We start from the raw sequence: 13,769 nt of genomic DNA, 5'->3' as shown, positions 1-13,769 counted from the left end.
CGGAGACCGGAAAACCGGGAGGCTCAGGCCTCTTCGTATTCGTCCGCGTTCATCACCGGGCCGCTGTCCTGGCCCTTGGCTTCCACATCGCGGTCGACCAGCTCGATCACCGCCATGGGGGCAGCGTCAGAAGCGCGGTAGCCGGCCTTGATGATGCGCGTATAACCGCCCTCGCGGCCAGCGTAACGCTCGGCCAGCGCTTCGAACAGCTTCTTCTCCTGCGCGTCGTCCATCAGCCGGCTGTGCGCCAGGCGACGGTTGGAAAGGCCGCCACGCTTGGCCAGCGTGATCAGCTTTTCGACATAGGGGCGCAGTTCCTTCGCCTTGGGCGTGGTGGTGGTGATCTGCTCGTGCTTGATCAGCGCGGCGGCTAGGTTGCGCAGCAGGGCGGCGCGGTGGCCGGACTTGCGCTGCAGCTTGCGGCCGGAAAGACCATGACGCATTTCTGTTACTCCGTTCGTAGGGGGCCCGTATGAGGTAGCCCGATCCCGGCGGCAGTCTGGGTCGCCGCCTTCCACCCTGGTTCGTCAGCCCGGCCGAAGCCGGGCGACGCAATCGCTTAGCCCAGCAGCTCCTGTTCGAGCTTCTTGGCCATTTCCTCGATATTCTCCGGCGGCCAGCCAGGAATATCCATGCCGAGGCGCAGGCCCATGCTGGACAGCACTTCCTTGATCTCGTTCAGGGACTTGCGGCCGAAGTTCGGGGTGCGCAGCATCTCGGCCTCGGTCTTCTGGACCAGATCGCCGATATAGATGATGTTGTCGTTCTTGAGGCAGTTGGCCGAACGGACCGACAGCTCCAGCTCGTCCACCTTCTTGAGCAGGTAGCGGTTGAGCTGGTTGGCGTCGCTCTCTTCCGGCTGAGCAGCAACGCCGATCATGGCGCTGGTCGGCTGCGGAATGCCATCCTCGAAGTGGACGAACAGGGTCAGCTGGTCCTGCAGGATGCGGGCGGCATAGGCCACCGCGTCTTCCGGCGTCACCGTGCCATCGGTTTCCACCGTGATGGACAGCTTGTCATAGTCCAGTTCCTGGCCAACGCGGGCGTTCTCGACCTTATAGCTGACCTGGCGGACCGGCGAGTAAAGCGAGTCCACGGGGATGAGGCCGATCGGCGCGTCCACCGGGCGGTTCTGCACCGCGGGCACATAGCCCTTACCCGTGTCCACGATCAGCTCCATGTTGAGCGTCGCGCCTTCGTCCAGGTGGCAGATCACGAGGCTCTTGTTCATCACCTCGATATCGCCCGTCACCGCGATATCGCCTGCCTTCACTTCGGCCGGGCCGGTGGCGGAAAGCTGCAGCCGCTTGGGGCCTTCGCCTTCCATCTTCAGCGCGATCTGCTTCACGTTCAGGACGATATCGGTCACATCCTCGCGCACACCGGCGAGGCTGGAGAATTCATGCAGCACGTTCTCGATCTTGATCGAGGTGACGGCCGCACCCTGAAGGCTGGACAGGAGCACGCGACGCAGCGCGTTGCCGAGAGTAAGGCCAAAGCCACGCTCGAGCGGTTCGGCGACGAAAGTGGCCTTGCGGCTCTTGTCGCCGCCTGCCTTGACGTCCAGCGCGGTGGGCTTCTTCAGTTCCTGCCAGTTCTTCATATTGACGGACATGGGCTTCCCCTAAAGGTCAGTTTCTGGCGACATCGGCCGCAAAGCGCTGAAGCGCCGCGGCCGATGCGAATTGCTGGGTGGCCCGAAGGCCACGGCAGGTTCGATCAGACGCGACGCCGCTTGGACGGCCTCACGCCATTGTGCGGGATCGGGGTCACGTCGCGGATGGAGGTGATGGTGAAGCCCACCGCCTGCAGCGCGCGCAGCGCGCTCTCGCGGCCCGAACCCGGGCCCTTGATTTCCACTTCAAGCGTGCGGACGCCGTGTTCGGCGGCCTTCTTGCCGGCATCGTCCGCCGCCACCTGCGCAGCATAGGGGGTGGACTTACGGCTGCCCTTGAAGCCCATCATGCCCGCGCTGGACCAGCTGATCGCATTGCCCTGCGCGTCGGTGATGGTGATCATGGTGTTGTTGAAGCTGGCGTTCACATGCGCGACGCCGCTCGAGATGTTCTTGCGTTCCCGCCTACGAAGGCGCTGGGGTTCGCGTGCCATGGTTCGTATCCTGTCCTGAATCTGTCGAAGAAGAAGCTAATGCCTGGCCGGCAGCTTACTTCTTCTTGCCCGCGATCGGTTTCGCCTTGCCCTTGCGGGTCCGCGCATTGGTGTGAGTGCGCTGACCGCGGACCGGCAGGCCCTTGCGGTGACGCAGGCCGCGATAGCAGGCCAGGTCCATCAGGCGCTTGATGTTCATCGCGGTTTCACGACGAAGATCGCCTTCCACGGTCAGGTCCGCATCGATGGCTTCGCGAATCTGCAGCACTTCGGCGTCGCTCAGATCCTGCACGCGGCGGGAGTGATCGATGCCCAGCTTGTCCGCAATCTGCTTGGCGGTGGCGGGACCAATTCCGTGAATATAGGTGAGCGCGATAATCACGCGCTTGTTGGTGGGGATGTTTACCCCGGCAATACGAGCCACTTAGTTCTCCATGCTCCACAGGGGCCACGCGCGGCGGCGCCCTATCTCATCGCGACTTCGATCCGCCCAGATGGGAATGCCGCGATAAAACGGCAATAGGCCGGACGGCGCGCATCCAAGGCTGCCGCCTGCCGGACTGATACCCGATTGAACGAATGAACTGCGCGCTTAAGACGATTCGTGCGCCACGTCAACACGCGAAAGCAGGCAAACGAGTAAACCCGTTGCCCGCTTATGAGCGGCGATGCGATCCTGCACATTATATAGCGCAACTGCGGCGCCGCGTCAAAAGCTGGTAAATTCCCTGTAGGACAAAGACGAACGCGCGCGACGGGAGCGCGGTCAACTCGCACTCCGCCCATCGGCCGCGCCGCTCATCGCTTTGCCAGGATTCCCTCGATCGCCGCCGTCACCTCGCCAATGGGCGCCATGCCATCGACGCGCGATACGATGCCGCGCGCTTCGTAGATCGGCAGGATCGGCGCCGTCTTGGCGCGGTATTCGGCCATGCGCGTGCGCACGGTTTCCTCATTGTCGTCGGGCCGGCGCTTGAACTCGGTGCTGCCGCAGCGATCGCACACACCCTCCACCGCGGGCAGCTTGTAGCGATCATGATAGCCCTCGCCGCAATTGGCGCAGGTGAAGCGGCCGGTGATGCGATCAACCAGCGCATCCTCGTCCACTTCCAGCTCGATCACATGATCCAGCTTGCGGCCGTGCCCGGCAAGGATCTCATCCAGCTGGCCAGCCTGGGGGGCGGTGCGCGGATAGCCGTCGAAGATGGCGCCCACGTGATCGCCCATCGCGGTCAGTTCCGCATCGATCAGCGCGGAGACGACCTCGTCGGAGACCAGCTCGCCCCGATCCATGATCGCCTTCGCCTTGAGGCCTACCGGCGTTTGCGCCTTCACCGCCGCGCGCAGCATGTCGCCGGTCGACAGCTGGCGCATTCCGTGATGCTCCACCAGCCTGGTCGCCTGCGTGCCCTTGCCCGCGCCCGGAGGGCCCAGAAGGATGATATTCATCGCGTGCCCCTACCCCGCTCGTCCTGCGCCGTCAGCGCAGGCGGCCTTTCAGTTTTGCCTTCTTTATCAGGTCACCATACTGGTGCGCCAGCAGGTGCGACTGGATCTGGCTGATCGTATCCACGGTGACGTTCACCACGATCAGCAGGCTCGTGCCGCCCAGGAACAGCGGGACACCCGTCTGCGCGATCATATATTCCGGCAGCACGCAGACCAGCGTGAGGTAAATCGCACCGATCACGGTGATGCGCGTCAGCACATAATCCAGATAATCGGCAGTGCGCTTGCCCGGGCGGATGCCGGGGATGAAGCCGCCGTTCTTCTTCAAATTTTCCGCCGTCTCCTCCGGGTTGAACACCACGGCAGTGTAGAAGAAGCAGAAGAAGATGATGCCGATCGCATAGAGCGAAAGATACAGCGGCTGGCCGTGCTGCAGATACTGGTTGAGTGTCTGGATCACGCCATAGGTCGCGCTGTCGGTCGCCACGGAATTGCCGGCGAACTGGCTGATCGTCAGCGGCAGCAGCAGCAGCGAGCTGGCAAAGATCGGCGGGATCACGCCCGCGGTGTTGATCTTGAGCGGCAGGTGCGAACGGTCTGCCTGCATCATGCCGCGCTGGCTGGCGCGCTTGGGATACTGGATCAGCAAGCGACGCTGCGCCCGTTCCATGAAGCAGATGAACAGCACCAGCCCCACCACCATGGCGATGAAACCGATGATGACCGCCGGCCCGATCGAGCCGGTGCGGCCGCCTTCGAACATATTGGCGGTGAAGGTCGGGAACTGCGCGACGATGCCGGCCATGATGATCAGCGACACGCCGTTGCCGATGCCGCGGCTGGTGATCTGCTCGCCCAGCCACAGCAGGAACATCGTGCCGCCCACCAGGCTGATGACCGCGCCGACGCGGAACATGAGGCCGGGGTTGACCACTGCCTGCAGCCCGCTCTGCGCGCCATAGGCCTCGAGCCCGGAAGCGAGGAACCAGCCCTGCACCGCGCACAGCAGCACGGCGCCATAGCGCGTGTATTGGTTGAGCTTCTTGCGGCCGGCCTCGCCTTCCTTCTTCAGCGCCATCAGCGAGGGATGGAGCGAAGCGGCCAGCTGAACCACGATGGAGGCGGTGATATAGGGCATGACGCCGAGCGCGATGAGGCTCATGCGCTCCAGGCTGCCGCCCGAGAAGGTGTTGAACAGATCGAGGATGCCGCCGCGCGTCTGGTCATAGAGCGTGGACAGGATCAGCGGGTTCACGCCCGGCAGGGGCACGAAGCTGAGGAAGCGGAACACGATCAGCGCACCGATCGTAAACCAGATGCGCTGCTTGAGCTCCGTCGCCTTGGAGAAATTGGCGAGGTTCAGATTGCTCGCGATGTTGTCGGCGCGTGATGCCATGTCTGGAAATTTGCCTTGCCTGCATGGGCGGCAGAAGCGCGCCCCCTCTTCAGGTCAGCCCATATAGGGGCCGGGCGGGGATACAAGAACCCCGCCCGGATAATCCGCCTGAATTATTCGGCGCCTTCGTCCGCCGCGGCCTTCTTCGGCGCGGCCACTTCGACCGAACCGCCGGCCTTCTCGACCGCCGCCACGGCACCCTTGGAGGCGCCAGCGACCTTGAAGCTGAGCTTCGCGGTGTACTCGCCCTTGCCGAGCAGGCGCACGCCATCCTTGCCGCCACGGGCGACACCGGCAGCCTTCAGCGCGGCGTGGTCGATCACCGCCTTGGCGTCGAGCTTGCCGGCATCCACCAGCTTCTGCACCGCGCCCAGGTTCACTTCGGCATAATCCTTGCCGAACGGGTTGTTGAAGCCGCGCTTCGGCAGACGCATGTGCAGCGGCATCTGGCCGCCTTCGAAGCCCTTCACGGCGACGCCGGAGCGGCTCTTCTGGCCCTTCTGGCCACGGCCGCCGGTCTTGCCCTTGCCGGAGCCGATGCCACGGCCCACGCGCATGCGACCCTTGCGGGCGCCGGCATTGTCACGGATGTCATTCAGTTTCATAGTTTGCACTCGCTTTCGCTGTGTTCGCGCCAAAATCGTGCACCGAAGGGACTGACCGCGGTCACTCTCCCTCATAGCCGGCCGGTCTCCCCGGCCGCGGTGCGGAAGGCGCCGTTAGCGCCTTCGCCATAAAAACGAAAGAGGGGATCGCCCCCTCTTTCGCCTAACATCGCTGGTGAAGGAAGGGCTTAGCCCTCCACCACCTCCACCATATGCGGCAGCTTGGCGATGGCGCCGCGCACTTCGGGAGTGTCTTCCACTTCCACCACGCGGTGCATCTTGCCGAGGCCGAGGCCTACCAGGATCTGTTCCTGCCGGGCCGGGCGACGGATCGGGCTGCCGATCTGCTTGATCTTGATCTTTGCCATGTCAGCTTACTCCACGATCGCTTCGGCGGCGGCTTCCGCCTCCGCTTCGCTCGCACCGCCGCGGCCGAGCAGGTCGGCGACCTTCTTGCCCCGGCGCTGCGCGACGGACTTCGGCGAGGTCTGCTCGCCCAGCGCGTCGAAGGTGGCGCGGATCATGTTGTAGGGGTTCGAGGTGCCGATGGACTTGGTGACCACGTCGGCCACGCCCAGGCTTTCGAACACCGCACGCATCGGGCCGCCCGCGATGATGCCGGTACCGGCCGGAGCCGAACGGACATTCACCTTGCCGGCGCCGAAGTGACCCTTGCCATCATGGTGCAGCGTGCGGCCTTCCTTCAGCGGCACGCGGATCATCTTCTTCTTGGCTGCAGCGGTCGCCTTGGTGATGGCTTCCGGCACTTCACGGGCCTTGCCGTGGCCGAAGCCAACGCGACCCTTGCCGTCACCCACCACGACCAGCGCCGCAAAGCCGAAGCGCTTGCCGCCCTTCACCGTCTTCGACACGCGGTTGATGTGCACGAGCTTCTCGATCAGCTCCTCACCTTCATCCTCGCGCTGGCGGCGATCGTCGCGATCGCGGCCCCGGCCACCACGGCCACGGCCGCCATCACGGTCACGACCGCCACGGCCGCCACGGCCGCTGCGCTCTTCGCGCTGGGGCGTCGGCGCACCACGATCGGCCGACTGGGTCGCCGCGGCTTCGCTGGTTTCGACCACGGTGGTCTCTTCGATCTTGTTCTCGTCTGCCATCATCAGAACTCCAGCCCGCCTTCGCGCGCGGCATCGGCCAGCGCCTTGACGCGGCCATGGAACAGGAAGCCGCCGCGGTCGAACACGACAGCGGTCACACCCGCCTTCTTGGCGGCCGCCGCGATATCCTTGCCCACCTGCACAGCGGCATCGACATTGGCGCCGGAGGAGCCCTTCGTGCCGAGCGTGGACGCGGCGGCGACGGTGCGGCCCGCCGCATCGTCGATGACCTGGGCATAGATGTGCCGGCCGGTCCGGTGGATCGACAGGCGCAGGCGATCGCCCGCGTGCTTGCGAAGCGCGGTCCGCACACGGCGGCGGCGGCGTTCAAACTGAGAAAGCTTGGCCATCTTACTTCTTCTTCCCTTCCTTGCGGAAGATATACTCGCCCCGGTACTTGATGCCCTTGCCCTTGTAAGGCTCGGGCTTGCGCCAGCGGCGGATCTCGGCCGCGAACTGGCCGACCGCCTGCTTGTCGATCCCGCTGACTTCGACCGTGGTCTGGTCCGGGGTCTTCACCTCGACGCCTTCCGGCACATCGAGTTCGACATCATGGCTGTAGCCGAGCTGCAGCTTGAGCTTGCGGCCCTGGGCCTGCGCACGATAGCCGACGCCGGTGATCTCCAGCGTCTTGCTGAAGCCTTCCGTCACGCCTTCGACCAGGTTCGACACCAGCGTGCGCTGCATGCCCCAGAAGGACCGGGCGCGCTTGGTGTCGTTCGCCGGAGTGACGGAGATCCCGCCATCTTCCAGCTTATAGTCGATATCGTCCATCAGCCCCATCGCGAGGGTGCCCTTGGGGCCCTTCACGCTGAGCGTGCCGTTATCAATGTTCGCCGTGACGCCGCTCGGGATCGCCACCGGCCGTTTGCCGATGCGGCTCATCAGAACACCTCCGCCAGCACTTCGCCGCCGACGTTCTGGTTGCGTGCTTCGGCATCCGAAAGCACGCCCCGCGGCGTCGAGACGATGGTGATGCCAAGGCCGTTGCGCACGGTCGGGAGCTCGCGGCTGCCCGAATAGATGCGCCGGCCCGGCTTGGACACGCGGGCGACGTGCTTGATCGCAGGCTCGCCCTCGAAATACTTCAGTTCGATCCGCAGCGCCTTGTGGCGGCCGGTAGCTTCTTCGCTGTAGCCGCGGATGTAGCCTTCGCGCTGGAGCACTTCGAGCACGTTGGCGCGCAGCTTCGAGGCCGGCGAAAGGACGGAATCCTTCTTCGCCTGCTGCCCGTTGCGGATGCGGGTGAGCATATCACCCAGGGGATCGGTCATTGCCATCTCGTGGTCCTCACCAGCTCGACTTGGTCACGCCCGGGATCAGGCCCTTGTTGGCCAGATCCCGCAGTTCGATCCGGTTGAGGCCGAACTTGCGGTAATAGCCGCGCGGGCGGCCGGTGGTCGTGCAGCGGTTGCGCACGCGGGTGGGATTCCCGTTGCGGGGGATTTCCGCCAGCTTCAGGCGCGCAATCAGACGCTCGCTCTCGTCGAGAGACTCGTCATCGGCAATCGCCTTCAGCCGGGCGTATTTGCCCGCATACTTCTTCACAAGCTTCTTGCGACGCTCGTTCTTGTTGATCGAACTCAGTTTCGCCATGGACTTAAGCTCACTTTCGCGTGTTCAAATCGAGGGGGCGGCTCACGCCGCCGCCTTCTCTTCGGCCTGCTCGGCCGGGAACGGAAAACCGAACAGGCGCAGCAGCTCGCGCGCTTCCTCGTCGGTCTTGGCGGTGGTGGTGACGATGATGTCCATCCCGCGCACCTTCTCGATGCGGTCGTAGCTGATCTCCGGGAAGATGATCTGCTCCTTCAGGCCCATCGCATAATTGCCGTGACCGTCGAACGAACGGGGATTCAGGCCCCGGAAGTCGCGGATGCGCGGCATGGCAATGGTCACCAGGCGGTCGAGGAACTCATACATGCGCTCGCGGCGCAGGGTCACCTTGCAGCCGATCGGCATGCCTTCACGCAGCTTGAACTGCGCGATGGACTTCTTCGCCTTGGTGATCACCGGCTTCTGGCCGGCAATCAGTTCCATTTCCTCGGCGGCCGTTTGGACCTTCTTCTTGTCCTGGCTGGCTTCGCCCACGCCCATGTTGAGCGTGATCTTCTCCAGCTTCGGCACGGCGAAGCGGTTCTCGTAACCGAACTTCTCGATCATCGCCTTGACGATGGTTTCGTCATACGCCTTGCGCAGGCGCGGGGTGTAGTTCTCAGCCATCAATCGTCTCCCCGGACTTGACGGCAACGCGGACCTTCTTCCCGTCGCGCTCTTCGAAGCGGACGCGGGTCGGCTTGCCATCCTTGGGATCGGCAACGGCAACCTTGGAGATCGCCATGGGTGCCGGCGAGCGGTCGATGCCGCCCTGCGGGTTGGTCTGGGTGGGCTTGCGGTGGCGGGCGGCGACATTCACGCCGTCAACCACGACCTTGCCTTCCTTCGGCAGGACCTTGGCCACCGTGCCGGTGCGCCCCTTGTCCTTACCCGAAAGAACGACAACCTGATCGCCCTTCTTGATCTTCGCGGCAGCCATTACAGCACCTCCGGCGCAAGCGAGATGATCTTCATGAAGCCCTTGCCGCGCAGTTCGCGCACGACCGGGCCGAAGATACGGGTGCCGATCGGCTCCTCGCTCTTGTTCACGAGCACCGCGGCGTTGCTGTCGAAGCGGATCACGCTGCCATCGGCGCGGCGCACATCCTTCTTGGTGCGCACGATCACCGCGCGGTGAACGTCACCCTTCTTCACGCGAGCGCGCGGCTGCGCCTCCTTCACGGAGACGACGATGACATCGCCCACGCCCGCGGTGCGGCGCTTCGATCCGCCCAGCACCTTGATGCACTGGACGCGCTTGGCGCCGCTGTTGTCCGCGACGTCGAGCGTTGACTGCATCTGGATCATCGATCCGGTTCCTTCTCACTCGGCTTGCCGGAACCAGTCCGGCAGTTCCTAAAAACTTGCCTGCGCCCTCAGCGGGCGAGGCGCCTCAGTTGCTCGCGCCTTCGACCTCGAGGTTCGCCTCGACGGCGATGCCCTTGCCGGCCTGAACGCGATCCAGCACCTTCCACGTCTTCGTCTTGGAGATCGGACGCGTCTCCTCGATACGGACGGTGTCGCCGGCCTTGAACTCGTTCGCCTCGTCATGGGCGTGATACTTCTTCGAGCGGCGGATGATCTTCCCGTAGAGGGGGTGCTTCACCTTGCGCTCGACCTTCACGGTCACGGTCTTGTCGGTCTTGTCGGAAACGACGGTCCCGATCAGAATACGCTTCGGCATCGTTTCGCTCCTTAAGCCTGCGCCGCTGCGCCGGCCGCCTGGTGGCGCTCCGTCTGCAGGGTCTTGATGCGGGCGATCTCGCGGCGGATCTCCTTGATCCGGGCGGGACGCTCCAGCTGGTTGGTCGCAGCCTGGAAGCGGAGGTTGAACTGCTCGCGCTTCAGATCGACGAGCGCTTCGGAAAGCTGATCGTCGGTCTTCTGGCGGAGGTCTTCAGCCGTGTTACGGTTCTGGGCCATCATTCGCCTCCCAGGTGCGAGGTGTCGCCGAGACGGGCAACGACCTTGGTCTTGATCGGCAGCTTCATCGCGGCGCGCTCGAACGCCTCGGCCGCCAGCGGACCGGGAACGCCGTCGAGCTCGAACAGGATGCGGCCCGGCTTCACGCGGGCAGCCCAGTATTCGACCGAACCCTTGCCCTTGCCCTGGCGGACTTCGGCAGGCTTCTTCGACACCGGCACATCGGGGAACACGCGGATCCACAGGCGCCCCTGGCGCTTGATGTGGCGCGTGATCGCACGGCGAGCCGCTTCGATCTGGCGCGCGGTGATCCGCTCCGGTTCCATCGCCTTGAGGCCATAGGAGCCGAAGTTCAGCGCGGTGCCGCCCTTGGCGTCGCCCTTGATGCGGCCCTTGAAGGCCTTGCGAAACTTGGTTTTCTTCGGTTGCAGCATTGCCTTACCCTACCCTCAACGCGCCGGACGGACGCCGGAGGTCTGTGCCTCCATCATCAGCCGGTCCTGCGCCATCGGATCGTGGCCCAGGATCTCACCCTTGAAGACCCAGACCTTGATGCCGATGATGCCATAGGCGGTCAGCGCCTCGGCTTCGGCATAATCGACGTTGGCGCGCAGCGTGTGCAGCGGCACGCGGCCTTCACGATACTGCTCGACCCGCGCGATTTCCGCGCCGCCGAGACGGCCGCCGCACATGATCTTGATGCCTTCGGCACCCAGACGCATGGCAGACTGCATCGCGCGCTTCATCGCCCGGCGGAACGCCACGCGGCGGACCAGCTGGTCGGCAATGCCCTGGGCGACGAGCTTGGCGTCGATTTCCGGCTTGCGGATCTCGACGATGTTCAGCTTCACTTCGCTCTCGGTCATGGTCGACAGCTTGCTGCGCAGTTTCTCGATGTCCGCGCCCTTCTTGCCGATGATCACACCGGGACGGGCAGCATAGATCGAAATGCGGCACAGCTTGGCCGGACGCTCGATCACCACCTTCGAGATCGCTGCCTGCGGCAGGCTCTCGACGATGAACTTGCGGATCCGGATGTCTTCCTTGAGCAGCTGCGCGTAATTGCCGCCTTCGGCATACCAGCGGCTGTCCCAGGTACGGTTGATCTGCAGGCGCAGGCCAATGGGATTGCTTTTATGACCCATGGATCAGGCCTCCTCGACTTCGCGGACCACGATGCGCAGCCGGCTGAACGGCTTGAGGATGCGCGTGGACTTGCCACGGCCGCGCGTGTGGAAACGCTTCATGGTGATCGACCTGCCGACGCTGGCCTCGGCAACGACGAGCGCGTCGACGTCGAGGTCGTGGTTGTTCTCGGCATTGGCGATCGCGCTGGCCAGAACCTTCTTCGCCTCAACAGCCATCGCCTTCTTGGAGAAGGTGAGGATGTTCAGCGCCTCTTCGGCCTTCTTGCCGCGGATCAGACCGGCAACGAGGTTCAGCTTCTGCGCCGAACCACGGATGGTCGTGCCGACAGCCAGCGCCTCGTTATCCGCGACGCGGCGGGGAGCCTTCTGCTTGCCCATTATCGCTTGCCCTTCTTGTCGGCGGCGTGGCCCGGGAAGCTGCGCGTGGGCGCGAACTCGCCGAGCTTGTGGCCGACCATGTCCTCACTCACGGACACCGGAACGAACTTCTGGCCGTTGTAGACGTTGAACGTCAGGCCGACGAATTGCGGCAGCACGGTGCTGCGGCGCGACCAGGTCTTGATCGGGGCGCGGCCACCGCTTTCCTGCGCGTCTTCTGCCTTCTTCAGCAGGTGCAGGTCGACGAAGGGACCTTTCCAGACGGAACGAGCCATTGCGCTTACCTCTTCTTCTTCGCGTGACGCGAACGGATAATCATCTTGTCCGTCTGCTTGTTGTGGCGGGTGCGGGCGCCCTTGGTCGGCTTGCCCCACGGCGTGACCGGATGACGGCCACCCGAGGTGCGGCCTTCACCACCACCATGCGGGTGGTCGACCGGGTTCTTGGCGACACCGCGGGTCAGCGGACGCTTGCCCATCCAGCGGTTGCGGCCGGCCTTGGCGAGGTTCTGGTTCGAGTTGTCGGGGTTCGACACCGAACCGACCGTGCCCATGCAATCGGCCCGCAGGTAACGCTGCTCGCCCGAGTTCAGGCGAACGATCACCATGCCGCGGTCACGACCGACGAGCTGCACATAGGTGCCGGCCGAGCGGGCGATCTGGCCGCCCTTGCCCGGCTTCATCTCCACATTGTGGCAGATGGTGCCGACCGGCATCTGGCCCAGCAGCATGGCGTTGCCCGGCTTCGTGTCGGTGCGCTCACCGGCGATCACCTGGTCGCCCGGCGCGAGCCGGTTCGGAGCCAGGATATAGGCCAGCTCGCCGTCCTCATACTTGAGGAGCGCGATGAACGCCGTGCGGTTGGGATCGTATTCGATCCGCTCCACGGTGGCAGCCACGTCCCACTTGCGACGCTTGAAGTCGATGAAGCGATACTTCTGCTTGTGACCGCCGCCCTTGCCGCGCGAGGTCACATGGCCCTTGTTGTTGCGGCCGCCGGTCTTGTGCTTGCCTTCGGTCAGCGCCTTGACGGGCTTGCCCTTGTAGAGCGCCGACTTGTCGACGAGGATCAGGCCGCGGCGGGCGGGACTGGTCGGTTTGTAGTTCTTCAGTGCCATGGGATCAGCTCACGCCTTCGGTGATGTCGATCATCTCGCCTTCGGCCAGCGTGACAACCGCCTTCTTCACATCGGAGCGCTTGTAGGGCCTGCCCTTCCAGCGCTTCACCTTGCCCTTCTGGACGATGACGTTCACGCCCACGACCTTCTTGTCGTAGATCGCCTCAACCGCTTCCTTGATCTGCGGCTTCGTCGCGTCATTCGCCACCTTGAACACGATCGCATTGTGCTCGGAGAGCAGCGTCGCCTTCTCGGTGATGTGCGGGGCAAGGATCACGTCGTAATGACGCGCATCGATTTGCTGCTTCTTAGCCATTGAAGCGCGCCTCCAGCTTTTCGACAGCGGCCTTGGTCAGCACCAGCGTGTCATGCTTCAGGATGTCGTAAACATTGGCGCCCACGGCGGGCATCACGTTCACGCCCGGCAGATTGCCGGCCGCACGCTTGAAGCCGCCATCCACGCTGTCGCCGTCGATCACCAGCACCTTGCCGCTCCAGCCGTTCTTGCCGAAGGTCGCCGCAAGTGCCTTGGTCTTGGCATCCGTCAGCTCGAGGCTGTCGACGACCACCAGGCCGTCCTTCGCCTTGGCGGAGAGCGCCATGCGCAGGCCGAGAGCGCGGATCTTCTTGTTCAGCGACTGCTCGAAATCGCGCTTGCGCGCACCATGGGCCTTGCCGCCGCCGATGAAGATCGGCGCAGCACGATCGCCGTGGCGAGCCGTGCCGCCACCCTTCTGGCGGCCCCACTTCTTGCCGGTGCGGGCAACCTCGGAACGCTCGCGCGTCGGACGGGCCGTACCGCGACGGTTCTCGAGCTGCCAGGTGACGACGCGATGCAGGATGTCCGCGCGCGGCTCGACGCCGAACACGGCATCATTGAGCTCGATATCGCCCGACGCCTTGCCGTCGATATTCTGGACCTTCACCTTCACG

Annotated in this window: 25 protein-coding genes; all 25 read right to left on the bottom strand. The window is 64.3% G+C overall.

What is annotated here, in order from left to right:
* Positions 1-23: 23 nt before the first annotated feature.
* Complete coding sequence (rplQ, locus tag AEB_RS08255; RefSeq protein ID WP_119082763.1) at positions 24-443, bottom strand: 50S ribosomal protein L17; 420 nt, start codon at positions 441-443, stop codon at positions 24-26.
* A gap of 116 nt (positions 444-559) precedes the next feature.
* On the bottom strand, positions 560-1,615 hold the full coding sequence (locus AEB_RS08250) for a DNA-directed RNA polymerase subunit alpha (protein ID WP_119082762.1): 1,056 nt from the start codon (positions 1,613-1,615) through the stop codon (positions 560-562).
* Positions 1,616-1,719: 104 nt separating this feature from the next.
* Positions 1,720-2,109: a 30S ribosomal protein S11 gene (gene rpsK, locus AEB_RS08245; RefSeq protein WP_119082761.1), complete on the bottom strand. Its 390-nt coding sequence runs from the start codon at positions 2,107-2,109 to the stop codon at positions 1,720-1,722.
* A gap of 55 nt (positions 2,110-2,164) precedes the next feature.
* Positions 2,165-2,533, bottom strand: a complete 369-nt coding sequence (gene rpsM / locus AEB_RS08240) for a 30S ribosomal protein S13 (protein WP_119082760.1) — start codon at positions 2,531-2,533, stop codon at positions 2,165-2,167.
* Positions 2,534-2,907: 374 nt separating this feature from the next.
* Positions 2,908-3,558, bottom strand: coding sequence for an adenylate kinase (locus AEB_RS08235; protein WP_119082759.1), 651 nt, complete (start codon positions 3,556-3,558; stop codon positions 2,908-2,910).
* Between the two features lie 31 nt (positions 3,559-3,589).
* Positions 3,590-4,954 (bottom strand): preprotein translocase subunit SecY, encoded by a 1,365-nt coding sequence (gene secY, locus AEB_RS08230; RefSeq protein ID WP_119082758.1) that lies wholly within the window; start codon positions 4,952-4,954, stop codon positions 3,590-3,592.
* Positions 4,955-5,067: 113 nt separating this feature from the next.
* Entirely contained in the window at positions 5,068-5,559 is a 492-nt protein-coding gene (gene rplO / locus AEB_RS08225) for a 50S ribosomal protein L15 (RefSeq protein WP_119082757.1), read from the bottom strand.
* 188 nt (positions 5,560-5,747) lie between these two features.
* On the bottom strand, positions 5,748-5,927 hold the full coding sequence (gene rpmD, locus AEB_RS08220) for a 50S ribosomal protein L30 (protein ID WP_119082756.1): 180 nt from the start codon (positions 5,925-5,927) through the stop codon (positions 5,748-5,750).
* 6 nt (positions 5,928-5,933) lie between these two features.
* Positions 5,934-6,677, bottom strand: coding sequence for a 30S ribosomal protein S5 (gene rpsE / locus AEB_RS08215; RefSeq protein ID WP_442858055.1), 744 nt, complete (start codon positions 6,675-6,677; stop codon positions 5,934-5,936).
* Positions 6,678-6,679: 2 nt separating this feature from the next.
* The gene (rplR, locus tag AEB_RS08210) at positions 6,680-7,027 is read right to left on the bottom strand and encodes a 50S ribosomal protein L18 (protein ID WP_119082754.1); all 348 of its coding nucleotides are present in this window, start codon (positions 7,025-7,027) and stop codon (positions 6,680-6,682) included.
* Position 7,028: 1 nt separating this feature from the next.
* Entirely contained in the window at positions 7,029-7,562 is a 534-nt protein-coding gene (rplF, locus tag AEB_RS08205) for a 50S ribosomal protein L6 (RefSeq protein WP_119082753.1), read from the bottom strand.
* Positions 7,562-7,957 (bottom strand): 30S ribosomal protein S8, encoded by a 396-nt coding sequence (rpsH, locus tag AEB_RS08200; protein ID WP_119082752.1) that lies wholly within the window; start codon positions 7,955-7,957, stop codon positions 7,562-7,564. Before rpsH ends, rplF begins: the two co-directional genes overlap by 1 nt.
* A 10-nt stretch (positions 7,958-7,967) precedes the next feature.
* Positions 7,968-8,273 carry a 30S ribosomal protein S14 gene (gene rpsN, locus AEB_RS08195; protein WP_119082751.1) on the bottom strand — a complete coding sequence of 102 codons (306 nt, stop codon included), beginning with the start codon at positions 8,271-8,273 and terminating at the stop codon, positions 7,968-7,970.
* A gap of 42 nt (positions 8,274-8,315) precedes the next feature.
* Complete coding sequence (gene rplE, locus AEB_RS08190; protein ID WP_119082750.1) at positions 8,316-8,897, bottom strand: 50S ribosomal protein L5; 582 nt, start codon at positions 8,895-8,897, stop codon at positions 8,316-8,318.
* Positions 8,890-9,210, bottom strand: a complete 321-nt coding sequence (gene rplX, locus AEB_RS08185; protein ID WP_119082749.1) for a 50S ribosomal protein L24 — start codon at positions 9,208-9,210, stop codon at positions 8,890-8,892. The genes rplE and rplX overlap by 8 nt, the downstream gene beginning before the upstream one ends.
* Positions 9,210-9,578, bottom strand: coding sequence for a 50S ribosomal protein L14 (gene rplN / locus AEB_RS08180; RefSeq protein WP_119082748.1), 369 nt, complete (start codon positions 9,576-9,578; stop codon positions 9,210-9,212). Before rplN ends, rplX begins: the two co-directional genes overlap by 1 nt.
* A gap of 85 nt (positions 9,579-9,663) precedes the next feature.
* Complete coding sequence (rpsQ, locus tag AEB_RS08175; RefSeq protein ID WP_119082747.1) at positions 9,664-9,954, bottom strand: 30S ribosomal protein S17; 291 nt, start codon at positions 9,952-9,954, stop codon at positions 9,664-9,666.
* 11 nt (positions 9,955-9,965) lie between these two features.
* Positions 9,966-10,193 carry a 50S ribosomal protein L29 gene (rpmC, locus tag AEB_RS08170; RefSeq protein ID WP_442858054.1) on the bottom strand — a complete coding sequence of 76 codons (228 nt, stop codon included), beginning with the start codon at positions 10,191-10,193 and terminating at the stop codon, positions 9,966-9,968.
* Positions 10,193-10,627: a 50S ribosomal protein L16 gene (gene rplP / locus AEB_RS08165; protein ID WP_119082745.1), complete on the bottom strand. Its 435-nt coding sequence runs from the start codon at positions 10,625-10,627 to the stop codon at positions 10,193-10,195. Before rplP ends, rpmC begins: the two co-directional genes overlap by 1 nt.
* A 15-nt stretch (positions 10,628-10,642) precedes the next feature.
* Entirely contained in the window at positions 10,643-11,338 is a 696-nt protein-coding gene (gene rpsC / locus AEB_RS08160; protein ID WP_119082744.1) for a 30S ribosomal protein S3, read from the bottom strand.
* A 3-nt stretch (positions 11,339-11,341) separates the two neighbouring features.
* On the bottom strand, positions 11,342-11,719 hold the full coding sequence (rplV, locus tag AEB_RS08155) for a 50S ribosomal protein L22 (RefSeq protein WP_119082743.1): 378 nt from the start codon (positions 11,717-11,719) through the stop codon (positions 11,342-11,344).
* Positions 11,719-11,994, bottom strand: coding sequence for a 30S ribosomal protein S19 (gene rpsS / locus AEB_RS08150; protein ID WP_119082742.1), 276 nt, complete (start codon positions 11,992-11,994; stop codon positions 11,719-11,721). The genes rplV and rpsS overlap by 1 nt, the downstream gene beginning before the upstream one ends.
* Positions 11,995-11,999: 5 nt before the next feature.
* A complete protein-coding gene (rplB, locus tag AEB_RS08145) occupies positions 12,000-12,836 on the bottom strand; it encodes a 50S ribosomal protein L2 (protein WP_119082741.1) in 837 nt (278 codons plus the stop codon).
* A 4-nt stretch (positions 12,837-12,840) separates the two neighbouring features.
* The gene (locus AEB_RS08140) at positions 12,841-13,152 is read right to left on the bottom strand and encodes a 50S ribosomal protein L23 (protein ID WP_119082740.1); all 312 of its coding nucleotides are present in this window, start codon (positions 13,150-13,152) and stop codon (positions 12,841-12,843) included.
* Complete coding sequence (gene rplD, locus AEB_RS08135) at positions 13,145-13,768, bottom strand: 50S ribosomal protein L4 (RefSeq protein ID WP_119082739.1); 624 nt, start codon at positions 13,766-13,768, stop codon at positions 13,145-13,147. The genes AEB_RS08140 and rplD overlap by 8 nt, the downstream gene beginning before the upstream one ends.
* Position 13,769 lies beyond the last annotated feature (1 nt).

The organism is Altererythrobacter sp. B11 (assembly GCF_003569745.1).
Taxonomy (GTDB): domain Bacteria; phylum Pseudomonadota; class Alphaproteobacteria; order Sphingomonadales; family Sphingomonadaceae; genus Croceibacterium_C.
This window is presented reverse-complemented; position numbering and strand designations above follow the sequence as displayed.